The organism is Streptomyces sp. NPDC002835, from assembly GCF_053591995.1.
The window spans coordinates 133,638-160,176 of the sequence record NZ_JBSFUW010000010.1 but is presented as its reverse complement, the minus strand read 5'-3'; the positions used below and the strand labels follow the sequence as shown (position 1 = coordinate 160,176).

Here is a 26,539-nt window from a genome sequence, read left to right as displayed (position 1 = left end):
CCGCGGAAGAACAGCGCTGGTTCAAGGAGGCGCCGGCCGAGGCGTCTCGGCGTGGGGGGCGGCTCGCGAAAACTGTCCGCACACAAGGCCCACGTGGTTTCGGGGGCGGCGGTGTCGCGTCCTGGAGAAGACGTTAGTGAAAAATAAGCCCGGTGAACGACGACATCCCGCATGGCTGAAATCGGACTCTCCGGAGATCAGTTCACCGGCCGCGCCGATGGCGTCAGCGGAATTTCCGATACCGGGCCGGACTCCCGTTCCGCAGGGGTCCGGCCCGGTACCGTCGCCTCGCGGCGGGGAGGGTCTCAGCCCTGGCGTGCCTTGCTGCGCGGGTCCTTGCGGTTGATGACGTACACCTTGCCGCGGCGGCGCACGATCTGCGCTCCCGGCTTCTTCTTCAGTGAGCGCAGCGAGTTGCGGACCTTCATTTGGGATTCCTCTCTCCGAGGCGGGAATACCTCCCGCCGATCTAACGGTTACAAGCGTCTACAACCGTGAGAACTTCCCGTACTGTCCAGACCGGTCCACTCGTCCGGTCCACACCACCGCACCGGGAGACCATCGTGTTCCGCGCCCTGTTCCGCAAGAACGACACCGACCAGACCCAGACCGCCAACGAGCACCACACCGACCCGGAAGGTACCGAGATGTCCCGTCTGCCCCTGATTCAGCCCGAGTCCGCCACCGGTGCAGCCGCCGAACTGCTGGCCGGCGTGCAGAAGGCCCTCGGCGTCACGCCCAACATGACGAAGGCGATGGCCAACAGCCCCGCCGTGCTGAAGGGTTACCTCGGCTTCTCGGGCGCCCTGGGCGAGGGTTCGCTGTCCGCCCCGGAGCGCGAGCGCATCGCGCTGCTCGTCGCCCAGGTCAACGGCTGCGACTACTGCCTCTCCGCCCACACCTACCTGGCCACCAACGTCGCCAAGCTGGACGACTCCGAGACCGCCGCCGCCCGCCGCGGCAAGTCCGCCGACGCCAAGGCGCAGGCGGTCCTCACCCTGGCCGACGCGGTGCTGCGCACCAAGGGCGGCATCAACGACGCCGACGCGCAGAACGCCCGCGCCGCCGGACTGACCGACGGTGAGATCGCCGAGGTCATCGCCAACGTCGCCCTGAACGTCTTCACCAACTTCCTCAACAAGGGTGCCGGCACCGAGATCGACTGGCCGGTGGTCCGCCACGACAACTGATCCGGCGCCCCCGCCCGTACGCTCGAAGCCTTCACCCCCACGCGGTCCGTGCGCGCCTCCCCCCGCGCACGGGCCGCGCGCCGCCCTTGAGAGAGCTGGACCACAGGAGCCGGACCATGACCGACCGCTACGCCCAGATCGCCTTCTCGCCCAAGGTGCAGGGCCATCAGCGCCTGCACGGCAGTTATCGCGCGTACGGGCCCAGGACCGCCGGCCCCACCGCCGAGCGCGAGCCCCTCGGCCCCGACGAGCGGTACTTCATCAGCCTCCGCGACAGCTTCTACCTGGCCAGCGTCGGTGAGAGCGGCTGGCCCTACATCCAGCACCGCGGCGGGCCGCGCGGCTTCCTGCGCCCCCTCGACGACCACACCCTCGGGTTCCCCGACTTCCGCGGCAACCGGCAGTACATCAGCCGCGGCAACATCGACCACGACGACCGGGTCGCGCTCTTCCTGATGGACTACGCGCACAAGACCCGGCTGAAGATGTACGGCAGGGCCTCCGCCGTGGAGGCCGCCGCCGACCCCGAGCTGATGGCCCGGCTCACCCCGGAGGGCTACAAGGCGCATCCCGAACGCGCCCTGCTCATCCACGTGGAGGCGTTCGACTGGAACTGCCCCCAGCACATCCCGGCGCTGTACACAGAGGCCCAGGTCCGGCACACCCTGGACGAACTGCTCGAGAAGGTCACCCTCCTGGAGCGCGAGAACGCCGAGCTGCGCTCTCTCCAGGACCAGGGCCCGGGCCAGGACCCGGCAAAGGCCTGACGACCGGCCACCAGGGACCCCGGCCTCGACAACGTTCGGCAGGCGGGCGACGCCCGCCGGCCAGAGGGCTGCGTGACGGAAGGCCCCCGGCCGGCGGGCGTCCTCACGGATGCGCCACTTCCTTCTCCGTCTCCTCCAGGAGCAGATCGGGCTGCTCGGCGACGATCTCGTCCCAGAGCAGCTGGAAGCTGAACCAGCCGAGCTGTGCGTCGCCGAATCCCTCCCCCGCGGCCACGGCCTGTTCGTGCGTGAACCTCTCCGGAGTGCCGGCCGCCCGGGCGATCAACTGGACCTGGGCGCAGCTGTCGTACGTGAAGAACCAGTGCACGGCCTCGTCCAGAGAGCCTCCCACGGTGATGAGCCCGTGGTGACGCAGCAGCGCGGCACGGTTGTCACCGAGCTTCTCCGCGATGTCCCGGCCCTGCTCGAGGGAGACGGACGGCCCTTCGTACGCCTCGTACAGGGTCTGCCGCCGGTAGAAGGCGGCCGACTCCTGGTCGATGGGCTCCAGCAGACGGCCGAGTGCGCCGAGAGCGCGGGAGTGCGCCGTGTGGCCGTGGGCCACCGCGGTGGCCTCGGGACGGAGTTCGTGGATCTGGGAGTGGATGACGAAGGCACTGGGGTTGACCCGGTGTCTACCGTGGACGACGCGGCCCGTGGAGTCCACGCAGATCAGATCGGCCACCCGGACGTGCTTGAAGGAGATGCCGAAGGGGTTGACCCAGAACCGGTCCGGGTGTTCCGGGTCACGGACGGAGATGTGCCCGGATATCCCCTCTCCGAAGCCGTACTTGCCGAAGAGGCGGACGGCCGCGGCCAGGCGCTGCTTGCGGTGTCGGCGGGCTTCCTCCGGGGTGTCGAACGTGGGCTCGCCGGGGATCGGCAGGCCGGTCGCGGTGTCCGCGAGGAACTCCCCGCGCGGTTCGGCGGTCGTGCCGGTGCTCGTGGTCATGGTTTCTTTCGTCTCTCTGTGGCGGGCTGACGAAGGAACGCGGACGGACGGTCCGCGCGGCGCTACGCGGGAAGCAGGACGTCCTCGGTCCGGGCCGTGTTCGCGGCGTCGGCGTGCTGAAGGATGGCGGCGACGATGTCCTCGCTGCGGTCCACCAGGGACGGGATCCCGAAGGTGAAGAAGAGCGCCCCGGCTCCGATGTTGCCGAGTCCGTACAGGCGCGGATCCGGTGCGCCGTCGGCGACGAGCCGGCTGGTCGCCCGGGTGAGGTGCAGTCCGCCGTAGGGGTGGCGGCCGGCGGCGCGGCTCTGCGTGAGGCTGGTCACCAGCGGCAGGGCACCGACGGGTATCCGGCATTCGGACGCGTTGACCGCGTTGACGACCTTGTCCGACCTGAGGGCCGTCCCGTCGGAGGTGACGAGCTCGAAGCCGCCGCCGGGGCGCGCGTCGACGGTCCGCAGCCCGGCGCGGAACTCCAGCCGGCCGGCGTCGACGAGGCCGAGCAGCACGGCCGCGCTGCTCGGCGGCATGGGGCAGCACAGACTCATGATGGTGCGGTAGTGGGCGCGGAGCACCTGGACCTTGTCCTGCTCCCGCAGGATCGGCCACACGTCGGGGCCGATCTCGGGAACCGCGCGTTGCAGGATGCGCAGCCCCAGGTCGGGCGAGTTCACGGCGGCGAACTGACGCCGCAGACGGTCCACCGGTGGCTCCACGTCCACGCCGACGACCTCGGAGTGCACTGCGTCGAGATCCGCGCCGGCGTCACGGAGTTCGGCCCGGACGAGCGCCGCGAAGTCCCCGAGGGAGATCTCCCGTCGCCGCCGGCCCAGGGAACGCATCCGTTCCGGGGTGAGGTGGTGGAGCTCGAAGGGGATCGGGCGCTGGCGGACGCCGGGGAGTACACCCCGCCTGGACAGCAAGCTGATCCGTCCCTGATGGCCCTGCGCGGCGAGGGAGAGAACGGCGTCGACCGCCGTCAGGCCACTGCCGATGACGGCCACGTGGTCCTGCTCGTCGATGCCCCGGAGGCTGTGCGACACGGGGTAGGGGTCCGCTGTGAAGCCGGGTGCGCCGGTGAGCCCGTAGGTGTCCTTGGGACTGTCGCCGCCGACGCACAGGACCACGTAGTCGAACGCGCCCGCGCTGCCGTTCCTGGTGCTCAGCAGCACATGGTCGGCGGTCCGCCGCGCCGCGGTGACCGCGGCGCCGACCAGGTCGACCCGCCAGCCCCGTCTGCGTAGTTCGCCGAGTGCCGCGTAGGCCGTCTGCTCCAGATACTCGCCGTAGACGGTTCGCGGCGTGAACCGCACCCCGGAATGAGGGTCGACGCTGCCGCTGTCCTCGACCGCGCGCTCCCGGTTCTCCAGCCAGCGCTCGAAGTGTCCCGGGTCGCCGACGCGGACGGAGAGGTCGTCGGGTGTCGAATTGACCTTGGGGATCTCGGAGTCGACCTGATAGGCCCGGCCTCGCCACAGATTGGGCGACGGCTCGAACACGGTGATGCTGCCGGGGCCACCCTGTGTCCCGGCCAACGCGTCGATGAGGCACACGGCGGACGCGCCGCCTCCGACCACACCGATGGAGATTCCAGACATATGTCAGTCACCTTTCGATCGAGGGAAGGCAAGGGATCCGCTCACGCCTCGTCGGACGTGGTCCGGCGGAACGCCCCCTGAAGGAATACGAGTGGCGTGCGCGAGTCACCCGTCCCGAGACCGACCACATCCCCGATGAGCAGGATGTGATCGCCGGCCACCACATGGGTCCGGTACCGGCATTCCAGCCAGGCCACGGAGTCGAAGAGGAGCGCACCTGTCTGCGCGCCCGGCTCTGCGCGCAGGTCGCGCAGCGCCTTCTTCCTGTCTTTCTCGGGACGGGCGAAGATCCGGGCCAGGTCCTCGGAAGCGGCATCGAGGATGGAGACCGCCCACGCCCGGGACTCCATCAGGTCGTTCAGGAAGGTCGAGTCGCCGCGGATGCTCAGCGACACCAGCGGCGGATCCAGCGAGACGGATGTCAGCGAATTGATCGTGAGCGCATTATGCGTTCGGGTCGATATTCCGTCGGAGAATGTGCTGACGATGCACACGCCGGTGGCGAAATTGCGCATGACGGAACGCAGGTCGTCTTTCACGGCAAAAGCCGTCAGATTTCCTGCCGGTGCTGCTGATACCTCACTCATCATTGGTCCTCTCCGGTAGGGGAGACGAGTTCGATGGCAGGGACGCTACAGAGAGGCCGGCGGAAGTACTTGTCCGGGCGCGCACGGAGAATTGCCTGTACACGCCCTCCTGAGCTCCGTTTGCCCGGCGTCCGGGCCAAGCTGACGAACTTCGATAAAGGCCCGATTGCGTAAACGCGGCGTGCGGGTACCGTCCGATTCTCACGGACAAGCGGGTCCAGGGCAGCGTCGGCCCATTGGGGGGCGCGCCGGCCGCAAAGAAGCGGCCGGGTAATACCGCGGAGAGATGGATCCTGGCAACCTGCGTGTCCTCGCCGGACGGGGGTGACTCGATGCTGGACGTCGATGTACGGAGTGCACGTCAGGCTGTAATCCGCCAGGAGATTTCAAGCCAGTCCCAGGGCTGCGTAGAAATTGTCCGCGATCACGAGGGGGAGCCGGAGGGAAGTACGGCGAGCAGAAGATTCGGGGAAGTCCGGTTCTCCCTCGTCGAGGGCGGACCCCGCGAAATGATCAGACCCGATCGGCTGATCGACCAGAGCGCGTACGGATACCTGCGGGTGTGCCGTCTGCTGGCCGGCGAGATATGGGTCTTCCAGGGCGGACGGCACGCGGTGGCCCGGGGTACGCAGCTCGTCTGCTACGACAGTTCACGGCCCTACAAGGTCATCATGCCGGAACGATTCCGCATGGTGACGTTACTGCTGCCGCATCGGCTGATGGGCCTCACTCCGAAGAACACCGAGCTGCTCACGGCGAAGGCGTGGCACGGTGCGCAGGGTCTCGGTGCGCTGATGTCCGACCTTCTCGCCGGCCTCGAGCAGCACAGCGAGGAGGTCGATACGGCGATCGACCTCCTGGGCGGCAGCGTGGCCGGCCTGGCCGCCGCTCTCTTCGCGGAGCGCATGCGGTCGATGTCCGCCGAACCCGGAGTGGGCAGGCAGGCGTTGATGCTGAGCGTCCAGGCCTTCATACGTGACCGGCTGGCCGACCCCGATCTCAGCCCGGTGACCGTGGCGCAGCACCACAATGTCTCGCTCCGCTATCTGCAGAAGATATTCCACGAGCGCGACACGAGCCCCGCGCGGTGGATAAGGGACGAGAGACTCGCCCGCTGCCGGGCCGAATTGGCCGATCCCCAGCTCGACCATCTGCCCATCGCGCTGATCGGTGAACGGTCCGGGTTCTACGGGGCGTCCCACTTCAGCCGCCTCTTCCGGGACCGGTACGGAATCACACCTCGGGAATACCGGAGAAGGAGAGAGTTAACTCTCTCCGACTGACCTGACTGGGCCGCGATCAATCGATCAATCAATCAAGGGAAAGGTAACACCATGACAGGCTTCGAATTCCCCGGAGAGTACTACGAAATCATGCGTGGAGACTTCCGGAATCTCGCCGCGGAAACGGACTTTCTCGCCTCCTTCGTGCCACCCGGCGGAAGGATACTCGATCTCGGATGCGCTACGGGCGTCAATCTCCGGGAGCTCGGCGCGCGCGGCTACTCGTGTGTCGGAGTGGACCAGAGCGCCAGCTTCATCGAATACGCGCGGCGGGCCGGCGGGAACAACGTCGAATACGTCCGTGAACGGGTCGAGACATTAGACCGCGACGACCGGTTCGATCTGGTCTACAGCATGTTCATGACCCTGAACTACCTGCCTCGGGCGCAGCTGCGCCCCGCCCTGGAGAAGATGCGGGAGATGCTGCTGCCGGGCGGGCATCTCGTCCTGGAATTCGGCCACATGCTGAACTTCGTGGAGAACTACCAGCAGCACGGCGTCGCCCATCACCGCGGTGACGGCGTCCTCATCACCCGGCTCTCCCGCCAGTCGCTCAACCCGCACGCGGCGACCTGGAGGAACGAGGAGACCCTTCTCGTGCGCGGGCCCGACGGTCAGGTGTCCATGTACGACAACTTCTTCGACCAGGCGGTTCTCACCGGGCCCGAGGTACGGGGGCTGCTGGCCGACGCCGGTCTGGCCGTCACCGCCGAGTACGGCGGCTTCCGCAAGGAGCCGGCACCCGGCCACGGGCATGGCCCGCTGGTCGTCGTGGCGACCGCGAAGGAGATGGCGGCATGACGAACCCCGGCATCTCTCTTCTCGACGGCGGCCCGGCCGTCACGCCGGACGTCGCCCACCTCGGTGCGGCGCTCGTGCGCGCGGCGGCACGGACGGAAGGTGCGGAAGGCGCGGAAAGCGCGGAAGGTCTCCGCTTCATCGGGGCCGACGGAACCGAATCCGGAATGACGTACAGGCAACTGCTGGACGACGCCGCGCGCATGCTCGCCGGAATCCGCGCGGCCGGCACCGCCCCCGGGGAGACGGTCGTTCTCCAGGTGGAGGACGGCGCGGAACTCCTGGCCGCCTTCTGGGCGTGCGTCCTGGGCGGCTTCGTGCCGATGCCCGTCGGCGCCGGCGCGACCTCGGACCAGCGCGCGGCCGCGCCCGGACTGTTGCGGCGCGTCTGGAACGGCTACGGGAATCCGAGGGTGATCACCGGTACCGGGCAGGAGGTGGCACCCGAGGTCGTCGCCGATCCGCGCTGGCAGACCGCGTGGCTGGGGGACACCGGCCGGCTGCGCGCGTTCGCCCCCGACCACGTGTGGCACGCGGCGGGCCCCGACGACCCGGCCATGTACCTGCTCACCTCGGGCAGTACCGGCGTGCCCAAAGCCGTGGTGCTCAGCCATCGGAACGTGCTGAGCCGCACCGCCGCCACGGCCCGGACCAACCGGCTCGGCCGTCGGACACGCACCTTCAACTGGATGCCACTGGACCATGTGGGCGGCCTGGTCATGTTCCACGCCCGCGACGTCTACCTCGGCTGTCATCAGGTCCATGCCCGGTTCGAGTGGGTTCTGGAGGACCCGCTGCGCTGGATCGCGGCGATCGACCGGCACCGCGCGGACACCACATGGGCGCCCAACTTCGCCTTCGGGCTCCTCAACGACCAGGCCGACCGGCTCGAGGAGCGCTCCTGGGACCTCAGTTGCCTGCGCTACATCATGAACGGCGGGGAAGCCGTCCGGAGCGGTGTGGTGCGCCGGTTCCTGGAGCTGCTGGCTCCCTTCGGGCTTCCCCAGGACGCGATGCACCCGGGCTGGGGCATGTCGGAGACCTCCGCCGGAGTGGCCGACTGCGAGTTCTCCGCCGTCAGCACCGGAGACGACCGGTACGTACCGGTGGGCCGGCCCCAGCCCGGCACGGCCCTGCGCGTCGTCGACGAGCAGGGCGAGCTCGTCCCCGCCGGCGCCACCGGCAGACTCGAAGTCAGCGGCGCCACCGTGACCGCCGGTTACTACCGGAACGCCGAACAGAACCGGCAGTCGTTCACGGCCGACGGCTGGTTCCGGTCGGGCGATCTCGGCTACGTCCGGAACGGGATCCTCACGGTCACCGGCCGGGCCGACGACGTCATCCAGCTTCATGGCGTCACCTACCACGGCCACGAGATGGAGGCCCGGGTGGAGGAGCTCGACGTCGTCGTGCCTTCGTACACCGTGGCCTGCCTGGTGACGGGCGAGGACGGCGCGACGGAGGAGCTCGCGGTCTTCTTCCACCCACGCGAGGGGGCGGACTTCTCCGCGGCGGAACACGCGGTCCGCGACCGGCTGGCCGACGCCCTCGGTGTCGATGTGAGGTACGTCGTGCCGGTCACCAGGGAGGACATCCCCAAGACCGGTATCGGCAAGCTGCGCAGGGCACAGCTCCGGGAGCGGTTCGAGTCGTCACGCGGCTCCGCCCGCGCCGACGGACCGGCGCCGGCCTCCTGACCCGTACGACCCGTACGCCGGAAGGGGCCCCAGCTCAGGCTGGGGCCCCCTTCCAGCCCTAACTGCTCAAACGCGTATGACCGGTTGCGTGGATCGGTTTCTAACCTCTAAAGTCACGGATGATGGTTAGTGCAGGGGGTTCCGGAAGGGACCGCGCTCCACGTGTGCGGATGTGCCAGATCACGTGCGCATTCACGCGACAGCCGAGACGCCGCCGTTCATAGCGTGAGACCGCCCGAGAGACGAACACCCAGGCACAGGAGGCTTTCAATGACTGTTCAGGAGACCCTGCGTCCCGCACCACGAGACGAGCAGGCCGCTCTCTCCGCGCTCTCCGCGGAGGAGATCCTGGCGCGCGCACGGGCGGCGGCCCCGCTGCTGCGCGAGCGCTCGGCCGAGATCGAGCGCACCAGGCACCTCCCCGAGGACGTCGTCCGGCTGGTACGCGACACGGGCGCCTTCCGCGTCGGCCTGCGGAGGGGATGGGGAGGGCCCGAACTCACCTTCGCCCAGCAGGCCGAGGTGATTGAGTCTCTCTCCTACGGTGACCCCGCGGCCGGCTGGTGCGCCATGATCGGCATGGACACCTGGATCTACGCCGGCTACCTGGACGAGCCGGTCGTGAAGGAGATGCTCACTGACCCCGACGCCATCACCGCCGGTCTGATCTTCCCGTCCGGCCGCGCCGACCGAGTGCCGGGCGGCTACCGCGTCACCGGCCGCTGGCCGTTCGGCAGCGGAGTCACACACGCGGACTGGGTCGTCGGCGGCTGCGTCGTCCACAGCGACGGAGAGCCCGAGCCCGGGCCGGACGGTGCTCCCGTGAACTGGCGGCTGATCATGGCCCGCGCCGAGGAGTTCGAGACGGTTGACACCTGGCACACCACCGGTCTGGCCGGCAGCGGCAGCATGGACTACCGAGCCGTCGACCTGTTCGTCCCGGAAGAGCGCTCGTTCGACTTCACGGACCCCCACGGCTCGGGTCCGCTGGCCGCTCCCGACGCGTTCCTGGGCAATGTTCCCGGCGTGCCTCTGGGAGTCGCCCGTGCGGCACTCGATCACGTACGTGAACTGGCGGCCGACCGCGTCGAGCGGGGCACGGACACGGCCTGGAAGGACAGTTACCGCGTACAGACCGCCATCGGCGAGGCGGAGATGGAACTCTCCGCCGCTCGCTACGCGGTCTACGGCACTCTGGACGACCTGTGGAACCGGCTCACATCCGGTACCCCGCCCACCCGTGAGCAGCAGGTCTCCGCGGCGCTCGCCCGCGTCAACGCCTTCCGCACCGCCCGGTCGATCGTCACCCGCCTCGCCGACCTCGTCGGAACGGCCTCGATCTACCGGACGTCCCCGCTGGACCGCTGGCTTCGCGACACCCACACCATGTGCCAGCACATTCTCGCCCAGGACCAGATCGTTCAGTCGGCCGGAGCCCATCTCCTGGGCGGAACACCTCTGGCGCCCTTCCCTCTCGGCCTCAAGGGATAGGCCGGACGGACGGCATCGTGACGGCGGCCAAGGACATGGCGGTGGTGCCGTGTCCTTGGCCGCATCTCAGCACCGCCGCACTGCCGCATCCCCGCACCCACTGCCGCATCCCCGCACCGCCGCACTGCCGCATCCCCGCACCGCCGCACCCACTGCCGCATCCCCGCACCGCCGCACTGCCGCATCTTCGCACCGCCGTATCCCCGCACCCCTGCACCGCTGCACCGCCGGATCGCGCCCTTCCCGGCATCGGCCGACGACCGACGGCCGCCCCGTGACTAGTGATTGAGGACAGCTCATGTCAACTTCCAGCGAAGCAGAAGTCGAGACGGCCGGGACGGCGGCCGGAGGCAGGAGGAAGGAGGACCCGGCCAAGAAGTCCTGGGGACTGCGCGAGTGGGGACTGCTGATCAGTGTCTGCGCCGCGTTCTTCCTCGACGCCCTCGACAACATCATGGTCGGGGTCGCGGTCCCGCCGATCCAGGCGGAGCTCGGGATGAGCACCGAGTCCGTGCAATGGGTCGTCAGCTCCTACGTCCTCGGATTCGGCGGATTCCTGCTCCTCGGCGGACGCATGGCGGACCTGCTCGGCCGGCGCCGCATGTTCCTGATCGGTGTGACCGTCTTCGCGGCCGGATCGCTGGTCGGCGGCCTCACCGATGACGGACTGGTCGTGATCGCCGCCCGGTTCGTCATGGGCATCGGTGCCGCGTTCACCGCCCCGGCCAGCCTGGCCATCATCGTCACCCATTTCCCCGAGGGCACGCAGCGCAACCGGGCGCTCGGCATCTACACCGCCTGCGGAGCGGTCGGCTACTCGACCGGCGTCATCGTGGGCGGGGCGCTCACCGAGATCAACTGGCGCTGGACGTTCCTGCTCCCCGTCGCCGTCGCCCTCGTCGCTCTCGCCGGTGCCGTCGCGCTGGTGCCGCGTGACGTGAAGCGTGACCGGAGCGGGGCCAGGTTCGACGTGGCCGGCGCCGTCACCGTCACCGCCGCGATGCTGCTCCTCGTCTACACCATTGTCGAAGCGCCCCACGCGGGCTGGGTCTCGCCCCGTACGCTCGGGATGTTCGCCGCCTCTGTGGTCCTCCTCCTGGCCTTCGTCGCCATCGAGCGCCGGGCGGCTCAGCCCCTGCTGCGCCTCGGCCTGCTGCGCAACCGCGCGCTGGTGGGGGCGAGCCTGGTCGCCGCGGCGATCCTCGGCACCTACATGAGCTTCCAGTTCATCGGCGGGCTGTATCTCCAGTCCCTGCGGGAGTGGTCCCCGATGCAGATGGCCCTGGCCTTCCTCCCCATCGGCCTGCTGATCATGACGATCGCGCCGAGGGCCGGCAAGCTGATCTCGCGCTTCGGCGTCCAGTGGATGATCTTCGCGGGATTCGTCGCCTACACCGCGTCGTACCTGCTCTTCCTGCGGATCGACGAGTCGTCCTCGTACGTCTGGGTGATCCTGCCGAGCATCCTGCTCATCGGCGTGGCCTTCCCCTTCTCCTTCCCCGCCGCGAACGTCCAGGCGACGTCCGGCGTGGACGAGTCCGAGCAGGGTCTCGCGGCGGGCGTCCTGCAGACCGGTTACCAGGTGGGCGCGGCGGTCGTCCTCGCCGTCGTGACCGCCACTATGACGGTCGACGGCCCGGCAAAGGACGCGGCCGGAACGCTGTCCGGCTACCACAACGGCCTCTATGTCGTCACCGGCATCTCCGTCCTCACCATGCTGCTCACGCTCGTTGCGGCCCTCCGCGCCTCGGCGCGACGCCGAGCGCTCGGCGCGGCGGCGGGCCGGTAGCCGTACGTCGGACCGCTCGACCGCCGGGTCGCCGGGGCGTCACCGCCCCCGGCGGCCCGGCGAGCCGTTTCGCCCGGTCCCTGAAAGCCGGGGGCCAGTAGCATCGACCTGGTGAACGTCTCGGAACTCGCGTCGGGCGGCGCCCCGCTTCTCGGCGAGCCGCCCGCGATCGAGCTGGCCAACACGGCGTACGCGGTGCGCGGCCGGCCGCAGGAGGGGCTGGCGGGGCGCGAGGAGCTCGCCGCCTGGCTGCGCGACGTCCGCCCCCGGCTCGCGACCCGGCTGACCGACCAGGACCTGCTCGGCGCCGACGAGCACGACCTCCGCGCCGCCCGTGCGCTGCGCGACGCCGTCCGGGCGCTGGCCGCGGCCGCCGTGCACCGGACACCCCCGCCACACGGCGCGGTCGACACCGTCAACGAGGCCGCCCGGGCCGCGCCGCACTGGCGCGCGCTCACCTGGGGCGGCGACGACCCGGGAACCGAAGCGCCGAGCGCCACGGCCCACAGCGCCGGCCGGCCCGTCGCCGCGGCCCTCGCCGAGCTCGCCGAGTCGGCGATCTCTCTGTTCACCGGGCCCGGACTCGCCGCGCTGCGCGCCTGCCAGGGGCCCCGCTGCGTCCTCTTCTACGTGAAGAACCACCCGCGCCGCACCTGGTGCTCCCCGGCCTGCGGCAACCGCGCCCGCGCCGCACGTCACCAGCGGCGGGACCGCCCGCGGGCGGTGTCCGAAAACAGCGGTACGGGAGATACCGGTAGGACAGCTGACGAAGTGGCCCAGGGCGCAGCGGCGATTCCGGTGGACAACTGACGAAGTAGCCCAGGGCGCACGGCGTTTCCGATGAGTACCAGCCATGATTTCCCCAGATGAACGGGGAGGGACTTGATGGACATCGCCTTGTATCAGCTCCGCACCTTCTGGGAAGTCGCCCGTACCGAAAGCATCACGCAGGCAGGACGCCGCCTCGGCTACTCGCAGTCCACTGTGACGTCCCATATAAGGACCCTTGAGTCACAGACCGGGGCCTCGCTCTTCCAGCGCCTGCCGCACGGCGTCCGGCTCACCGCCGACGGTGAGACCTTCCACTCCTATGTCGCACGCCTGTTCAGCCTTGTCGACGAACTGTCGGACGCGCTCACCGCCCGTGGGGAAACCACCGGACGGGTATCGGTCGGTGTCGCGTCCGTGCTCGTCGACAAGGAGATCACCCGGCTGATCTGGGAGTGCCAGTACCGCTATCCCAAGGTCGAGGTCTCGCCCATGACCATGCACTCCTCACGCATCCCCGAGGAGATCGCGGCGGGCAAGCTCGACCTCGGACTCGTCGTGGCCCACCCCGACCACCCCGTCGAGACCACGGCCCCGCTGCACCACGCGGACCTGCACGCGGTGGAGATGGTGCCGGTGGCGAGCCCTTCCGTGCAGCCGATGCTCGGGGTGCGCGGCGTTCCGGGCAACATCCGCATCCTGACGATGGATTCGGGCTGTCCGTCGCATCAGCAGTTACGAGACGAACTGACGCAGGCGTACGGCGTCACCCCGGAGTTCACCTCCGCCGGCTCGATACGAGGGGTACTCGAGCTCATGTGCAACGGCGCCTTCGTGGCGATGCTTCCCGAGGCGGCCGTGGCGCGTGAGGTGGAGCGCGGCGATGTCATCGTCCTCGACAAGGTGCCGCGTCAGCACCGGGTCGCCCGCATCATCTGGGGCGAGCAGTCCTGGCTGCCGCCGGCGGTCTCCGCGGTGCTCGGCATCGCCCAGCGCTGGGCCAACGCGCCGGTGACGATGGCCGTGTAGGCCGTACGAACAGAACAAACGCCGATGCCGCCCCCCGGTGAGGGGGGCGGCATCGGGCGTTTCGGCCATGTGCTGGGCCGATTCTCACCTCCAGAGGACCGCGATCGTTCCGAGCGACAGGAACACCAGCGCGTACGCCGTCAGCACCGTGCGCAGCACCACCGCGGTGTCCGCCGCGCGGCCCGTCTCCGCCGGGGCCTCCAGCACGGCCGTCGCCGCCGTGCCCGCACGCCCCTCCTGCGCGACGCGCGGCTCCCCCGCACCGGGCCCGGGCGCGTCCCGCGCGAGCCGGACCGCCAGGACCACCCGCGCCACCGCCGCGCCGGAGGCCAGCGCGGCGCTGACGTTCTGCACGGCCACGAGCCGCACCTCCGGATAGCCGAGAGCCTGCGCGGTGGCGCCCTGGCCGGCGGCGAACATCGCGTTGGCGCCCGCGTTGGAGCCTGTCAGGAACCCGCCGACGGCGCCGATCCACGGGGCCAGGAACAGATAGCCGGGGCCGAGTTCCGCCGCGGCCCGGGCCAGTGCGCGACTCTGCCCGGACACCGTGAGCAGCGTGCCGAGCGCGAGGAACACCAGGGTCGTCAGAGCCACCGGCCACCACCGGTCCAGCGCCACCCGGAGGGAGGTGCGCAGCACGGGCTCCCGCGTGCCCAGCAGCGTGGGCGTCAGCGCCACCGTGAGCAGCAGCCAGCCCGCGGGCCCGGCGAGCACGCCCCACCAGCCGTCCCCGACGCCCAGCGCGGCGAGCGCGGACCGGCCGGCGAGCAGGCCGCCGACGAGGAAGGCGTACGGGGCGAGGGCGCGGCCGACCGGCTCCGGGGCGCGTGCGGGCGGTCCGGCCGGGAGCAGCAGGAGTACGGCGATGGTCGCCAGGCCGCCGAGGACGCCGGCCAGCGGGACGCCGACGAATGCGTTGACCGCCCACACGACGGTCCACAGCGTGCCGACGGCGAGCAGCAGATCCCGGACCGAGGCGAGCGCGCCGCGCACACCCACGCCGGCGAGCAGCGCGGCGCCGGCACAGATGAGGAAGACGGGTCCCGACAACAGCGCGGAGTGCACGCCGAGTTCCTGGAAGCCGACGCCGGCCAGCTCGGCGGCGATCAGACTGCCCGGCGCCAGCGAGCCCCACGGCACGGTGACCAGACCGAGCAGACCGACGGCCGCCGCCCTGGCCGGGGGAAGACCAAGGCGGCGGAGCAGGGGGACGGCCACGACGACGCCGATGCCGAAGCCGGTGAGCGACTCGGCGAACGGCGTCACGCCGAGGCTCACGAGCAGCACGGCCCGCCCCGGCGAACCGCACGCCCCGCCGATCCGGTCGCCGAGCCGCTGCTGTGCTCCGGTGCGGCTCATCAGCTCGCTGAGCAGGATGCCGCCGAGCATGATCGCGGCCAGCTCCACGGCGGTGGGGAACATGTGCAGCCCGGCGTCCGCGAGTTCGCCGGCGGGCGTGCGGAACGCCAGCGCGGTGAGCACCGCCGCCGTGCCGAACGCGGCGAGCCCGGCGTACAACGCCTTCACCCGGGCGGCGAGCAGGCCGAGCGTGACCAGCAGCGGCAGAGCGGCGAGCGCGACGGTCACGCCCCGCCCCGCTCGCTGCCCGCCGGGCGAGCGGACACGGCTGTGACGAGGGACGCGGCGGGGGCGGAGGTCACCACCAGTAGGTGGGGTAGCGGGGCAGCCGGCCGGTGCGTCCCGCGAGGACGCCGACCAGCACCAGCACCACGGCGGCGAGCGCGAGCAGCGGCAGGAACATCTTGGCGGACGGCTCGGTCAGGACGACGATCACCGCGGTCGCGGCGGCCGGGGAGTGCGGAGTGCGCGCAGCCATCATCACGCCGAGCGCGAGCCCGCCCGCGACGCCGGCGCCCCACACCGAGCTGCCCGACACCAGCAGTACGGCGAACCCGGTCAGCGCGGAGAGCAGCTGCCCGCCGATGACGCTGCGCGGCTGGGCCAGGGGCAGCGCGGGCGCCCCGTAGACGAGTGCGGCACTGGCCGCGAGCGGCGGGACGAGGAGCACCTGGTCGATGGTCTCGCCGATCGCCACGAGGAGCACGAGGGCGACGACCGACGCGGCGGTGGCGAGGGCGATGGTGAGCGTGGCCGCCCTGGCAGGGGCCTTGCTCCTGCCCTGGGGCTTGACTTCGGTTGTGGCTGCCATGCAGACGACGCTAGGAGGCGGGTCGGCCGGGGCCACAGCCGCGGCGGCGGTCTTCGTCAGGTCGTGCGGGACTCTTCATCTGCCGGTAACTTCCCGCCCCTGTCACCCCGCGCGCCGAACTCCGCGAGCCGCGCCGGCCGCCGGCCCGGACATGGCGGTTCCCGCAGGTCGGCGGGGCCTTGACGGGGTTCTGGGGGCGGCATAGCGTCGCGGCGGATCGAGCAAAGCGCCTGGAGGGCCGACCGTGCCGCACGCCGCGTACCCCGAAGCCGCCCTCACCGCGCCGGGCGCCCCCTTCGCCGTCGTACGCGGCGAGGACGGGACGCTGCAGTACGCGAACGGGCCGCGCACACTGCGGGAGTTCGTCGAGACGACCTGGGCGTACGGGGAGCGGCCGTTCCTCGTGGCGGAGAGCGGGACGTACACGTACGGCGAGTTCTTCGCCGCCGCGTCCGCGCTCGCGTGCCGGTTCACCGACACGTACGGGCTGCGGCCGGGGGACCGGGCGGCCGTCGCGATGCGCAACCACCCGGAGTGGCAGATCGCCTTCTGGGCGGCCCAGTTGGCCGGGCTCGTGGCGGTGCCGCTCAACGCCTGGTGGACCGAGGACGAGCTGACGTACGCGCTGGACGACTGCACGCCGCGCGTCCTGCTGGTCGACGGTGAGCGGCTGCCCCGGGTGGAGCGGTGGGCCGCGGCGCACGGCGCGCGCACCGTCGTCTTCCACCACGAGGAGCACGGCGGGGACGTGCCGGACGGCGTCGAGCGGTACGAGGACTTCGGCGCCGCGGACCCGCTCGCCGCGCCGCCCGCCGTCGACGTCGCGGCGGAGGCGGATGCCACGATCATCTACACGTCGGGTACCACCGGCCGGCCCAAGGGCGCCGTCGCCACGCAGCTCGCCCAGGCCGGCGCGGCCCAGCACCCCCGCTACCACGCGGCCGCGGCGGCACTGGCACGTGGCGTGCTGCCCGGGCAGGGGCCCGCGCCGGTCACGCTGATGACGTTCCCGTTCTTCCATGTGGCGGCGTTCACCACGCTGTACTCCACGATGGCCGTCGGCGGCACGCTCGTCCTGATGCGCAAGTGGGACGCCGAGGCGGCGCTCGCCCTCATCGAGCGGCACCGGGTCACGCACTACTCGGGTGTGCCGACGACCGCGCTCCAGCTCGTGGAGGCGGCCGGGCGGACCGGGGCGGGGCTGGAGACGCTGACCAACCTGAGCACCGGCGGCGCCGCCGCCCCGCCCGGCCTCGTCGCCCGGCTCACGGCGGCCTACGGACACCGGATCGAGCCGCGCAACGGCTACGGGCTGACCGAGACCAGCGGCGGTGTCATGGCGAACTTCGGGGACGCCTGCCGCGAGCACCCGGCCGGCGTCGGCCGTCCCGCGCCCGCCGTCGAGGTGCGGATCGCCGGGCCGGAAGGGGAGGCGCTGCCCGAGGGCGAGGTCGGGGAACTGTGGCTGCGCGGCCAGGGTCTGATGCGCGGCTACTGGCGCGACGAGGCGGCCACGGCGGCGGCCTTCCGGGACGGCTGGTTCAGGACCGGGGACCTCGCCACGCTGCGCGACGGCCGGGTGAGCATCGTCGACCGGATCAAGGACATGGTGATCCGCGGCGGGGAGAACGTGTACTGCGTGGAGGTCGAGGCCGTGCTGCACGACCACCCCGACGTCGCCGACGCCGCGGTGCTGGGCGTGCCGCATCCGGTGCTCGGCGAGGAGGTCGCGGCGGTCGTGCAGCTGCGGCCCGGTGCCACGGTCACCGCGGACGGGCTGCGGGAGCACGTCCGCGGGGTGCTCGCCGCCTTCAAGGTGCCCGCCCATGTGGTGGTGCGGGACGAGCCGGTGCCGCGCAATCCGACGGGCAAGATCCTCAAGCGGGTCCTTCGGGAATCGCTCGGCCCGCTCGGCGCTCCTCAGGAGCGGGTGATTCCTCAGGAGCGGGTGACCCGTATCCGGTAGCCGCCGTCCTCCTCCTCCTCGTCGACGACGGAGATGCGGACGCCGTTCTCGCGGTCGGTGAAGGACTGGCCCGGCCGGTAGGGGGCGTCGGACAGTTCCGCGTGGACGTTGGGCTGCCGGGTGCAGCCGCCGCTGTCGTCGTCGCTGTCGGAGACCGTCACCGGGCCCTGTCCGGTGTCGACGTCGGACTTCACCCGGTAGATGAGGACGCCGGGCTCGCACACGTGGTCGTCGTTGCCTGCCCGGGTGCGCACCTCCGCCGCGTAGCCGGTGTTCTCGGTCAGCGGCACGACCGCGATCTTGGAGCCGCCGCGGGTGGCGAGCGGGGTGAGCGCGTACTCGCTGGTGCCGGGGGCCGCGACACAGTTGACCTGGCTGTTGTCGAGCCAGCCGAGCTTCCACTTGTGCCAGCCGAGCAGGTCGTTGTTGGCCCCCCAGTCCTCGGACATGATGTCCCAGTGGCCGACCGCGCCGCCGCCGTCGGCGGTGTAGAGGTCGGGCAGACCGAAGACATGGCCGTTCTCGTGCGGCAGGACGCGGTAGCCGGTCTCCGCGTACGAACCGGAGCCGTCGTCCTGGCGGCTGTAGACGAAGGACGTGTTGGCGAGCGGCACCCCGTCGGCGACCGGCGCCTGCTCGTTGCCGGAGAACGTCACCGACAGCACGGTGTCCAGCGCGGACGGGCCCGCGTTGGGGGTGACCAGGACGTTGACGAGGTCGTACGCGTCGAAGTCCACCTTCGGGTCGGCGACCGCGACCAGATCCTCGACCAGGTGGCGGTACCCCGGTTCGTACGGTGAGCCGCGCTCTATCCCGTAGGCGGCGAACGGCTTCGGCATCCGCAGCCAGTCGTTCACGGGGGCGTGCGGCCGGTAGCTGAGGCGGCCGTACGAGCTGGTCGCGAACCACTTCTCGGTCTGCGGGAAGAACTCCGCGAGCCGGTCGAGGGCGGAGCCGCTGCCTTCGGCGTCCGGGAAGTCGATCATCAGGTTGAGGGCGTGGACCACGCCGGTGGAGCGGACGTAGCCGCCCGGGGTGGGCAGGCCCTCGGACATCTGGACGCCGACGGCGGTCGGGATCCGGCAGGGCCCGAGGCTCGCCGAGTCCGGGGCGGCGCTCGGCCCGGCCGAGACCCGGTCGGGGACGGGGACCGTCGAGCTGGCCGTGGTCAGGGCGGCGAGGGCGAGGGCGCCGGAGGCGGCGAGTACGCCGAGCCTGCCCCGTCCGCGTATCCGGTGACGAGCCTGCTCCATGCGATCGCCTTCCGGTCCCCGGCAGCAGGCCGGACCCTGGCTGCGCTCTGTTCGATCAGCCTGGGTCGGGCGCCGGGAGGACGCGCGCCGGGTGGTCCGATCGTGGGGTTTTTCCGGCGGGACGCATATGTGTCCCAGGTCTCACCGTGTGGCGGAAATAACCGGGGACACCTTCCCCGTTTGCACCGGTGTCCCGCGAAACGGGGAAGGTGTCCCCGCTTGGGGCCGAGTGCCGAAAGGGTGTGGAGCCGTGAGCACGGCCGAGTACGGAGGCGTGGGCACCGCCGGGTGTGACGCCGCGAGCGCCGCCGCCGGGACGCGCCGCACGCCGCGCCCCCGGGCCGACGCCCTGCGCAACCGCGAGCGGATCGTGTCGGCCGCGCGCGAGATGTTCGTCGAGTTCGGGCCGGAGGTCCCGCTCGACGAGATCGCCCGCCGCGCCGGCGTCGGCAACGCCACGCTCTACCGGCACTTCCCGGACCGGGCGACCCTCGTCCGCGAGGTCGTCCTCAGCGTCATGTCCCGCACCACGGAACAGGCGGACCGGGCGGCGGCCGAGGAGGCCGACCCCTTCGCCGCGCTGCGGCGCTTCGTCCACCAGGCGGCCGACGAACGGATCGGCGCCCTGTGCCCGATGCTCTCCGGCGCCTTCGACCACGACCACTCCGACCTCCACGCCGGACGCGAGCACCTCGAGGACGCCGTGCGCGGCCTGGTCGAGGCGGCGCAGTCGGCGGGCAGGATGCGCACCGATGTCGCCGTGGGCGACCTGATGATCGCGCTCTCCCAGCTCACCCGGCCGCTGCCGGGCACCGCCTGTCCGAACATGGACCGGTTCGTCCACCGTCATCTGCAGCTGCTCCTGGACGGGATCGAGGCGCCGGCGCGCTCCGAACTGCCGGGCACCGCAGCGACTCTGGAGGACCTACGGACCACTCAGTGACGCCGTGACGGAGCCGGCGCTCTCCCCGGGTCCTCTCTTCACGACAGCGCTCGAGCCCTTGGCGTGCGCAACCCGCGCAGCACCTTTGCTGCTCAAAACCCGTAACGCGTAAGGCGCTTGACGCTCAGAACCCTTCACCGCGGACCGCGTGACCTGCCGTACCGCGTGACTTCTCGTACCGCGTGATCTCCCGTACCGATTAGGTGGCCAGACCCATGCCCAGAACAGCCGACATCCCACTCCCCGACCCGAGCCGCTGGAAAGCCCTGGTCTTCATCGCCCTCGCCCAGCTGATGGTGGTGCTCGACGCGACGATCGTGAACATCGCGCTCCCCACCGCCCAGCAGGACCTGGGTATCTCCGACGCCAACCGGCAATGGGTCATCACCGCCTACGCCCTCGCCTTCGGTGGACTGCTGCTCTTCGGCGGCCGCATCGCCGACCTGTGGGGCCGTAAGCGGACCTTCGTCGTCGGCCTGCTCGGCTTCGCAGCGGCCTCCGCGCTCGGTGGCGCCGCCACCGGCGAGGCGATGATGCTCGGTGCCCGCGCCCTGCAGGGCGCCTTCGGCGCACTGCTCGCGCCCGCCGCGCTGTCGCTGCTCGCCGTGATGTTCACCGACGCCAGGGAGCGCGCCAAGGCCTTCGGCATCTACGGTGCGATCGCCGGTGGCGGTGGCGCCGTGGGCCTGATCCTCGGCGGCGTCCTCACCGAGTACCTGAACTGGCGCTGGACCTTCTACGTCAACATCCCGTTCGCGATCGTCGCCGCCGTCGGCGCGTACCTGGTGATCCGCGAGCCGGAGGGCTCGCGCAACCGCTCCTCGCTCGACATCCCCGGTGTGGTGCTCTCCACCCTCGGTCTGGTGGCGCTCGTCTACGGCTTCACCCGCGCCGAGTCCGCCGGCTGGTCCGACAGTCTGACCGTGGGCATGTTCATCACCTCCGCGGTGCTGCTCACCGCGTTCGTCGTCACCGAGGCGAAGGTGAAGTCGCCGCTGCTGCCGCTGCGCGTCCTGACCGAGCGCAACCGCGGCGGTGTCTACCTCTCGCTGGGCCTCGCCATCATCGCGATGTTCGGGCTCTTCCTCTTCCTGACGTTCTATCTGCAGGTCGTGAAGGGCTACTCGCCCGTCATGACGGGCTTCGCCTTCCTGCCGATGATCGTGGGCATGATCACGGGCTCCACCCAGATCGGCGCCCGGCTGATGACCCGCATGGCACCGCGTCTGCTGATGGGCCCCGGTTTCGTGCTCGCGGCGCTCGGCATGCTGCTGCTGACCCAGCTGGAGATCGACAGCTCCTACCTCGGTCTGATCCTGCCGGCGCAGCTGATGCTGGGCCTGGGCATGGGTACGGCGTTCATGCCGGCGATGTCGCTGGCCACGCACGGCGTGGACCCGGCCGACGCCGGTGTCGCCTCCGCGATGGTCAACACCTCGCAGCAGGTGGGCGGCGCGATCGGCACGGCGCTGCTGAACACCATCGCGGCCTCCGCCACGACCTCGTACGTCGCCGCGCACGCCGCCGGGGCGACCGACCCGAAGCTGCTCGAACTCCAGGGCATGGTGCACGGCTTCTCGTCGGCCATCTGGTGGGCCGTCGGCATCCTGGCGGCCGCCGCGGCGATCGCGTTCACGCTCATCAACACCGGCCGCCCGCAGTCCGGCCCGGTCGCGGCCGGCCCGGGCAAGGACGCCGGCGCGCAGGACGAGGTCAAGATCCCTGTCATCGCGCACTGAGCGGTCGGCCGGCGGCAGCGCAGCCGCCGGAGCGGCAGGTCGTACGCGCATGAGAAAGGGCCCCGCCCGGGTGCAGGTTCTGCACCCGGGCGGGGCCCTTTCGCGACTGCGGGCCCTTTTGGCGGCCCGGGCGGGCCCTTTCGTGCCGTGGGGCGCTTACTGCGGCGGGGCGGGGTCCGGCTGCGGGGTCATCTGAGCCAGGGGAGGTCCGCGCCGGTGTCCTGGGGCTGCAGGCCCTCCGCCATGACCCGCATGATCTCGCCGAGTTGCGCGACCTGCTCCGGGGTCAGCAGGTCGAACATCACCTGCCGGACGGCTTCGACATGGCCCGGAGCAGTCCGCTCCAGGACGCCGAAGCCCTCGTCCGTCAGTACGGCGTTCTGCCCGCGCTTGTCGGAGGGGCAGTCCTCGCGGCGCACCCAGCCGTTCTTCTCGAGCCGGGCGATCGCGTGCGAGAGGCGGGAGCGGGTGATCTTGGCGTCGATGGCCAGCTCGGTCATCCGCTTACGGCGGCGCGGGGCCTGCGCGAGCTGCACCAGCAGGCCGTAGTAGATGTGCGGCATGCCCGCGTCGCGCTGCAGCTGGCGGTCGAGGTGGTCCTCCAGGAGGGTGGTGGCATGGAGGTACGCGCGCCAGACGCGCTGCTCCTCGTCACTCAGCCAGCGTGGTCCGGGACCGCCCTCACCATTGAGTGCCCTATTCATGTATCCACTCTACGACCCCCCTCCTTGAAACTTGAACTAAATGGGGTTAGGGTTATTCTGAGCTTGAAACTTCAAGCAATATTCGCTCAGCGCAGCAGACCAGGTTCAGCAGACCGGGAGCCGACCGTCATGAACGCCACCCCCACCGCCCCGCGTATGCCCGCCCTCTATCTCTCCCACGGCGCCCCGCCCCTGGCCGACGACCCCGTCTGGCCGGCGGAGCTGGCCGACTGGTCCGGCTCGCTGCCCCGGCCGAAGGCGATCCTGATGGTCTCCGCCCACTGGGAGGAGGCGCCCCTCGCGCTCGGCGCGACCCGGACCATGCCGCTGGTGTACGACTTCTGGGGCTTCCCCGAGCACTACTACCGCGTCCGGTACGACGCCCCCGGCGCCCCCGCACTGGCCGACTCGGTGCGCAAACTGCTGCGTCGCGCCGGTATGCCGGTGCAGGACATCCCGGACCGGGGTCTCGACCACGGCGCGTATGTGCCGCTGGTCGAGATGTACCCGGACGCCGACATCCCCGTGCTGCAGATCTCCATGCCCACGCTCGACCCGCAGAAGCTGCTCGAGATCGGACGACGTCTCGCCCCGCTCAGGGACGAGGGCGTGCTGATCGTCGGCAGCGGCTTCTTCACCCACAACCTCGCGGCGCTGCGGCACGGCGGTACGCCCGGCTGGTCGGCCGAGTTCGACGACTGGGGGCAGCGCGCACTGGCGGCCGCCGATGTGGACGCGCTGCTCGACTTCGAGAACAAGGCTCCGGCAGGCAGGCTCGCCCACCCGCGTACCGAGCACTTCGCGCCACTGTTCGTCACCCTGGGCGCGTCGGAGGCGGAGGTCGGGACCGGCCGCAGCGTCATCGACGGCTTCTGGATGGGGCTGGCGAAGCGGTCGGTGCAGTTCGGCTGAGCCCACCGGGGTTGTGTGGGGTGGGCCGGGTCGGGCCGAGTGGCGTGGGACGAGCCGGGTCGGTCCGGGCGGCGCGGGGTGCGCAGGGCCGGCCGGGCGGCTCAGTCCAGGCGCTTCTCGAACCAGGCCACGTCCCAGTACCGGCCGAACTTGCGGCCCACCTGCTCGTACGTGCCGACGTGCCGGAAGCCGAAGCGGCTGTGCAGACGGACCGAGGGCTCGTTCGGCAGGGCGACGCCCGCGTAGGCCCGGTGCACGTCCTCGGTCCCCAGCGCCTTGAAGAGCGCCTCGTAAAGAAGCGTGCCGATGCCGCGCCCGGCGGCCTCGGGGGTGCAGTAGACACTGACCTCGACGGAGGTCGAGTAGGCCGGCTTGGGGCGGAAGGGGCTGCTGGTGGCGTATCCGAGGAGGCCGGCCGGCGGATTACTGTCGACAAAACGGACATCCTGAGCAACCAGAAGCCGGTGCGGGCCGTCTTCAGGGTGAGAGTGCAGCCATGGGCGGCGCTGCTCTGGGGTGAAGACCGTGGTGTCGAAGGTGATGGGGGTCTCGCGGACATAGTGGTTGTAGATGTCCGTAAGCGCTTCGAGGTCGGCGTCGGTGCCCGCCCTGACCTGCACTTCCGCGTGTTCCGGCGGCATCGTTCCCTCTCTGGGTGGCGGCACAGGGTACTGCATGATCGCGGAATTCGATGCACCCGATGGGAATTCTGTCCGGATTCCAGTCGTTGTTTCCTTCGGATGCAGGGCACCCGGGAGGGTGTCGCGACCTACTCAGTAAGGGAGCTCGCATGGCAACCCGTGCCGTCGCCCGTCGTCAGTCCGACTCCGGTGGGGCGACCGACAGGGCAAGCAGCGTTCGCGCCGTGGGCGGGGAGATCGCCGACCGCGACCTGGTCGGCATGTACCTCGACGAGATCGCGCGCACGCCGCTGCTCGACGCCGCCAAGGAAGTCGAGCTGTCCCAGACCATCGAGGCAGGTGTGTACGCCCGCCAGATCCTCGAGGGGAACGTGACATCAGCCGCTGCCGCGGCGGGGGAGAGCGAGGCGGGCGGTGCCACGCGGGAGGAGCTGGAGGCGCTGGCCGAAGCGGCCGAGCGCGCCAAGGACATCTTCATCCGCTCGAATCTGCGGCTCGTCGTGGCTGTCGCCCGGCGCTATCCGCGCAGCGGACTGCCGCTGCTCGATCTGATCCAGGAAGGGAACGCAGGCCTGGTCCGCGCGGTCGAGAAGTTCGACTACGCCAAGGGATTCAAGTTCTCCACGTATGCGACGTGGTGGATCCGCCAGGCGATCACCCGCTCCATAGCAGACCAGTCCCGCACCATCCGGCTCCCCGTCCACCTGGTGGAGGAGCTCGGCCGCATCCGCCGCGTCCAGCGCGAGTTCAACCGGGAGAACGGCCGGGATCCCGAGCCCTCGGAGATCGCCAAGGAGCTGGGCTCGAACCCGGAGCGCGTCATAGACGTCCTCGACTGGGCCCGGGACCCGGTCAGCCTCAACATGGCCGTGGACGACGCGGGCGAGACCCAGTTCGGTGACCTGCTGGAGGACACCTCGGCCGTTTCCCCGGAGCAGTCCGTGCTCACCCTGCTGCGCAGCGAGGAGCTCGGCGACCTGATAGGCAAGCTCGACAACCGCACCGCCTCGATCATCCGTATGCGGTACGGGATCGAGGACGGCCGGGAGCGGACGCTGACCGAGGTCGGCAAGGAGCACGGCCTGACGCGCGAGCGGATCCGCCAGATCGAGAAGCACGCGCTGCTCGAGCTCAAGCGGATGGCCCGCGACACGGGCTTCGAGCCGGCCGCGTAGCCCGCGGGGCTGCGCCCGGTCGGCTCGGCCGGGGGTCCGCCTCCGGCCGAGACCGCGGTGCGGGGCGCGCCGGGGGTGGCCGTCGTGGCGTGACTCGTTGTCCCTCGCGGACCGGGTCAGGCCGTGGCGCGGGCGAGTCGGGTCGCCAGGTCCGTCATGTAGGCGCGCAGCGGTGCGGGCCCATGGACGGTCAGCTCGCAGTCGACCAGTGCCAGCCGCAGCGCCAGCCACTCCACCGAGTCCGCCGACCGTGTCCGCAGCCGGCAGCTCTCCTCACCCGTCGGGGCCGGTGCGCCCAGGTGCTCCGGCAGCCGTGCCGCCACGAACGACGCCGGCGCCCCGAAACTCACATCGACGTCGTGTTCCTGCTGCTGGCGCGAGGTCGAGTGGCTCAGCAGCTCCGCCGCGTCCCCGACCGGCGCTTCTCGCGGTGTGAACCGGGCGCCCGTCGCGAACGGCTCCGCCACCCGGTCCACCCGGAAGGTGCGCCAGTCCTCGCGCCCGAGGTCGTACGCGACGAGGTACCACCGCCGCCCGGTCGACACCAACCGGTACGGCTCCACCTGGCGCCGTGACTCGGCGCCGTCGCCCGCCCGGTAGGCGAAGCGGAGCCGTTCGCGTGCCGTCACCGACCCCGCGATGACCGTCAGCGTCTTCGGATCGATCGTTGCCCCGTCGCCCCTGGTGAGCGGGAGCGTGGCCGCCTGCAGCGTGGCCACCCGGTACCTCAGGCGGGACGGCAGCACCTGCTCCAGCTTCGCCAGCGCCCGTACCGACGCCTCCTCGATGCCTTCGATGGCGTGCCCGGCCCCCGCCCGCAGGCCGACCGCGATCGCCACGGCCTCCTCGTCGTCCAGCAGCAGCGGCGGCATGGCCGCGCCCGCGACCAGCCGGTACCCGCCGACCGCGCCCTTGGTCGCCTCCACGGGATAGCCCAGGTCCCGCAGCCGGTCGATGTCCCGCCGGATCGTGCGGGGGCTGACCTCGAGGCGTTCGGCAAGTTCGCTGCCGGGCCATTCCCGCGGTGTCTGGAGAAGCGACAGCAGATTCAGAAGTCGTGCCGGAGTGTCCGTCATGTTCTTCAGGA

24 protein-coding genes are annotated in these 26,539 nt (G+C 70.9%); 14 read left to right on the top strand and 10 right to left on the bottom strand.

Annotated features, from left to right (window positions below; translation table 11 throughout):
* Nucleotides 1-305 precede the first annotated feature (305 nt).
* Entirely contained in the window at nucleotides 306-428 is a 123-nt protein-coding gene (gene ykgO / locus ACWD01_RS13965; RefSeq protein WP_451161381.1) for a type B 50S ribosomal protein L36, read from the bottom strand.
* Between the two features lie 135 nt (nucleotides 429-563).
* Between ykgO and ACWD01_RS13960 the strand changes: the two genes are divergently transcribed.
* Entirely contained in the window at nucleotides 564-1,190 is a 627-nt protein-coding gene (locus ACWD01_RS13960) for a carboxymuconolactone decarboxylase family protein (RefSeq protein WP_451161379.1), read from the top strand.
* A gap of 116 nt (nucleotides 1,191-1,306) precedes the next feature.
* Complete coding sequence (locus tag ACWD01_RS13955) at nucleotides 1,307-1,957, top strand: pyridoxamine 5'-phosphate oxidase family protein (protein ID WP_451161377.1); 651 nt, start codon at nucleotides 1,307-1,309, stop codon at nucleotides 1,955-1,957.
* 103 nt (nucleotides 1,958-2,060) lie between these two features.
* Here ACWD01_RS13955 and ACWD01_RS13950 read toward each other — a convergent pair whose 3' ends face one another.
* The 3 genes from ACWD01_RS13950 to ACWD01_RS13940 form a co-directional block, all read right to left on the bottom strand.
* The gene (locus ACWD01_RS13950) at nucleotides 2,061-2,909 is read right to left on the bottom strand and encodes a class II aldolase/adducin family protein (protein ID WP_451161375.1); all 849 of its coding nucleotides are present in this window, start codon (nucleotides 2,907-2,909) and stop codon (nucleotides 2,061-2,063) included.
* Between the two features lie 62 nt (nucleotides 2,910-2,971).
* Nucleotides 2,972-4,507: an FAD/NAD(P)-binding protein gene (locus ACWD01_RS13945; RefSeq protein ID WP_451161373.1), complete on the bottom strand. Its 1,536-nt coding sequence runs from the start codon at nucleotides 4,505-4,507 to the stop codon at nucleotides 2,972-2,974.
* A 41-nt stretch (nucleotides 4,508-4,548) separates the two neighbouring features.
* Nucleotides 4,549-5,097, bottom strand: coding sequence for a flavin reductase family protein (locus ACWD01_RS13940; RefSeq protein WP_451161371.1), 549 nt, complete (start codon nucleotides 5,095-5,097; stop codon nucleotides 4,549-4,551).
* Nucleotides 5,098-5,426: 329 nt separating this feature from the next.
* On the opposite strand from ACWD01_RS13940, the gene ACWD01_RS13935 reads away from it, so the two are divergent.
* The 7 genes from ACWD01_RS13935 (at nucleotide 5,427) to ACWD01_RS13905 (ending at nucleotide 13,949) form a co-directional block, all read left to right on the top strand.
* Nucleotides 5,427-6,377 (top strand): helix-turn-helix domain-containing protein, encoded by a 951-nt coding sequence (locus tag ACWD01_RS13935; RefSeq protein ID WP_451161369.1) that lies wholly within the window; start codon nucleotides 5,427-5,429, stop codon nucleotides 6,375-6,377.
* 51 nt (nucleotides 6,378-6,428) lie between these two features.
* A complete protein-coding gene (locus ACWD01_RS13930; RefSeq protein ID WP_451161367.1) occupies nucleotides 6,429-7,178 on the top strand; it encodes a class I SAM-dependent methyltransferase in 750 nt (249 codons plus the stop codon).
* Nucleotides 7,175-8,872 (top strand): AMP-binding protein, encoded by a 1,698-nt coding sequence (locus ACWD01_RS13925; protein WP_451161365.1) that lies wholly within the window; start codon nucleotides 7,175-7,177, stop codon nucleotides 8,870-8,872. Before ACWD01_RS13930 ends, ACWD01_RS13925 begins: the two co-directional genes overlap by 4 nt.
* Nucleotides 8,873-9,142: 270 nt before the next feature.
* Entirely contained in the window at nucleotides 9,143-10,363 is a 1,221-nt protein-coding gene (locus ACWD01_RS13920; protein ID WP_451161363.1) for an acyl-CoA dehydrogenase family protein, read from the top strand.
* Nucleotides 10,364-10,661: 298 nt separating this feature from the next.
* Nucleotides 10,662-12,152: an MFS transporter gene (locus ACWD01_RS13915; protein WP_451161361.1), complete on the top strand. Its 1,491-nt coding sequence runs from the start codon at nucleotides 10,662-10,664 to the stop codon at nucleotides 12,150-12,152.
* Nucleotides 12,153-12,263: 111 nt separating this feature from the next.
* Complete coding sequence (locus ACWD01_RS13910) at nucleotides 12,264-12,962, top strand: CGNR zinc finger domain-containing protein (RefSeq protein ID WP_451161359.1); 699 nt, start codon at nucleotides 12,264-12,266, stop codon at nucleotides 12,960-12,962.
* 75 nt (nucleotides 12,963-13,037) lie between these two features.
* Nucleotides 13,038-13,949, top strand: coding sequence for a LysR family transcriptional regulator (locus ACWD01_RS13905; protein ID WP_451161357.1), 912 nt, complete (start codon nucleotides 13,038-13,040; stop codon nucleotides 13,947-13,949).
* An 84-nt stretch (nucleotides 13,950-14,033) separates the two neighbouring features.
* On the opposite strand, the gene ACWD01_RS13900 is transcribed toward ACWD01_RS13905, so the two are convergent.
* Together ACWD01_RS13900 and ACWD01_RS13895 are read right to left on the bottom strand one after the other, a co-directional pair.
* A complete protein-coding gene (locus tag ACWD01_RS13900) occupies nucleotides 14,034-15,536 on the bottom strand; it encodes an L-lactate permease (RefSeq protein ID WP_451161355.1) in 1,503 nt (500 codons plus the stop codon).
* 70 nt (nucleotides 15,537-15,606) lie between these two features.
* Entirely contained in the window at nucleotides 15,607-16,119 is a 513-nt protein-coding gene (locus ACWD01_RS13895; RefSeq protein ID WP_451161353.1) for an HPP family protein, read from the bottom strand.
* 244 nt (nucleotides 16,120-16,363) lie between these two features.
* Here ACWD01_RS13895 and ACWD01_RS13890 point away from each other — a divergent pair, with 244 nt between their 5' ends.
* Complete coding sequence (locus ACWD01_RS13890; protein WP_451161351.1) at nucleotides 16,364-18,085, top strand: class I adenylate-forming enzyme family protein; 1,722 nt, start codon at nucleotides 16,364-16,366, stop codon at nucleotides 18,083-18,085.
* Here ACWD01_RS13890 and ACWD01_RS13885 read toward each other — a convergent pair.
* Nucleotides 18,058-19,338 (bottom strand): M6 family metalloprotease domain-containing protein, encoded by a 1,281-nt coding sequence (locus ACWD01_RS13885; protein WP_451161349.1) that lies wholly within the window; start codon nucleotides 19,336-19,338, stop codon nucleotides 18,058-18,060. The genes ACWD01_RS13890 and ACWD01_RS13885 overlap by 28 nt on opposite strands.
* 274 nt (nucleotides 19,339-19,612) lie before the next feature.
* Here ACWD01_RS13885 and ACWD01_RS13880 point away from each other — a divergent pair, with 274 nt between their 5' ends.
* Together ACWD01_RS13880 and ACWD01_RS13875 are read left to right on the top strand one after the other, a co-directional pair.
* Nucleotides 19,613-20,281 carry a TetR/AcrR family transcriptional regulator gene (locus ACWD01_RS13880; protein WP_451161526.1) on the top strand — a complete coding sequence of 223 codons (669 nt, stop codon included), beginning with the start codon at nucleotides 19,613-19,615 and terminating at the stop codon, nucleotides 20,279-20,281.
* A gap of 215 nt (nucleotides 20,282-20,496) precedes the next feature.
* Nucleotides 20,497-22,020: an MFS transporter gene (locus ACWD01_RS13875; RefSeq protein ID WP_451161347.1), complete on the top strand. Its 1,524-nt coding sequence runs from the start codon at nucleotides 20,497-20,499 to the stop codon at nucleotides 22,018-22,020.
* A gap of 188 nt (nucleotides 22,021-22,208) precedes the next feature.
* Here the strand turns inward: ACWD01_RS13875 and ACWD01_RS13870 are convergent, their stop codons facing one another.
* Entirely contained in the window at nucleotides 22,209-22,724 is a 516-nt protein-coding gene (locus ACWD01_RS13870) for a MarR family winged helix-turn-helix transcriptional regulator (protein WP_451161345.1), read from the bottom strand.
* Nucleotides 22,725-22,853: 129 nt separating this feature from the next.
* On the opposite strand from ACWD01_RS13870, the gene ACWD01_RS13865 reads away from it, so the two are divergent.
* Entirely contained in the window at nucleotides 22,854-23,636 is a 783-nt protein-coding gene (locus ACWD01_RS13865) for a dioxygenase family protein (RefSeq protein ID WP_451161343.1), read from the top strand.
* Between the two features lie 101 nt (nucleotides 23,637-23,737).
* On the opposite strand, the gene ACWD01_RS13860 is transcribed toward ACWD01_RS13865, so the two are convergent.
* Complete coding sequence (locus ACWD01_RS13860; RefSeq protein ID WP_451161341.1) at nucleotides 23,738-24,277, bottom strand: N-acetyltransferase family protein; 540 nt, start codon at nucleotides 24,275-24,277, stop codon at nucleotides 23,738-23,740.
* Nucleotides 24,278-24,426: 149 nt separating this feature from the next.
* Between ACWD01_RS13860 and ACWD01_RS13855 the strand changes: the two genes are divergently transcribed.
* A complete protein-coding gene (locus ACWD01_RS13855; RefSeq protein WP_451161339.1) occupies nucleotides 24,427-25,452 on the top strand; it encodes a sigma-70 family RNA polymerase sigma factor in 1,026 nt (341 codons plus the stop codon).
* Nucleotides 25,453-25,568: 116 nt separating this feature from the next.
* Here the strand turns inward: ACWD01_RS13855 and ACWD01_RS13850 are convergent, their stop codons facing one another.
* Nucleotides 25,569-26,528 (bottom strand): helix-turn-helix transcriptional regulator, encoded by a 960-nt coding sequence (locus ACWD01_RS13850; protein WP_451161524.1) that lies wholly within the window; start codon nucleotides 26,526-26,528, stop codon nucleotides 25,569-25,571.
* Nucleotides 26,529-26,539 lie beyond the last annotated feature (11 nt).

Coding starts and splice junctions, on each gene's coding strand:
- ykgO (WP_451161381.1), bottom strand. CDS start 428: ATGAAGGTCCGCAACTCGCTGCGCTCACTGAAGAAGAAGCCGGGAGCG.
- ACWD01_RS13955 (WP_451161377.1), top strand. CDS start 1,307: ATGACCGACCGCTACGCCCAGATCGCCTTCTCGCCCAAGGTGCAGGGC.
- ACWD01_RS13950 (WP_451161375.1), bottom strand. CDS start 2,909: ATGACCACGAGCACCGGCACGACCGCCGAACCGCGCGGGGAGTTCCTC.
- ACWD01_RS13945 (WP_451161373.1), bottom strand. CDS start 4,507: ATGTCTGGAATCTCCATCGGTGTGGTCGGAGGCGGCGCGTCCGCCGTG.
- ACWD01_RS13940 (WP_451161371.1), bottom strand. CDS start 5,097: ATGATGAGTGAGGTATCAGCAGCACCGGCAGGAAATCTGACGGCTTTT.
- ACWD01_RS13935 (WP_451161369.1), top strand. CDS start 5,427: ATGCTGGACGTCGATGTACGGAGTGCACGTCAGGCTGTAATCCGCCAG.
- ACWD01_RS13930 (WP_451161367.1), top strand. CDS start 6,429: ATGACAGGCTTCGAATTCCCCGGAGAGTACTACGAAATCATGCGTGGA.
- ACWD01_RS13925 (WP_451161365.1), top strand. CDS start 7,175: ATGACGAACCCCGGCATCTCTCTTCTCGACGGCGGCCCGGCCGTCACG.
- ACWD01_RS13920 (WP_451161363.1), top strand. CDS start 9,143: ATGACTGTTCAGGAGACCCTGCGTCCCGCACCACGAGACGAGCAGGCC.
- ACWD01_RS13915 (WP_451161361.1), top strand. CDS start 10,662: ATGTCAACTTCCAGCGAAGCAGAAGTCGAGACGGCCGGGACGGCGGCC.
- ACWD01_RS13905 (WP_451161357.1), top strand. CDS start 13,038: ATGGACATCGCCTTGTATCAGCTCCGCACCTTCTGGGAAGTCGCCCGT.
- ACWD01_RS13895 (WP_451161353.1), bottom strand. CDS start 16,119: ATGGCAGCCACAACCGAAGTCAAGCCCCAGGGCAGGAGCAAGGCCCCT.
- ACWD01_RS13885 (WP_451161349.1), bottom strand. CDS start 19,338: ATGGAGCAGGCTCGTCACCGGATACGCGGACGGGGCAGGCTCGGCGTA.
- ACWD01_RS13875 (WP_451161347.1), top strand. CDS start 20,497: ATGCCCAGAACAGCCGACATCCCACTCCCCGACCCGAGCCGCTGGAAA.
- ACWD01_RS13870 (WP_451161345.1), bottom strand. CDS start 22,724: ATGAATAGGGCACTCAATGGTGAGGGCGGTCCCGGACCACGCTGGCTG.
- ACWD01_RS13865 (WP_451161343.1), top strand. CDS start 22,854: ATGAACGCCACCCCCACCGCCCCGCGTATGCCCGCCCTCTATCTCTCC.
- ACWD01_RS13860 (WP_451161341.1), bottom strand. CDS start 24,277: ATGCCGCCGGAACACGCGGAAGTGCAGGTCAGGGCGGGCACCGACGCC.
- ACWD01_RS13855 (WP_451161339.1), top strand. CDS start 24,427: ATGGCAACCCGTGCCGTCGCCCGTCGTCAGTCCGACTCCGGTGGGGCG.
- ACWD01_RS13850 (WP_451161524.1), bottom strand. CDS start 26,528: ATGACGGACACTCCGGCACGACTTCTGAATCTGCTGTCGCTTCTCCAG.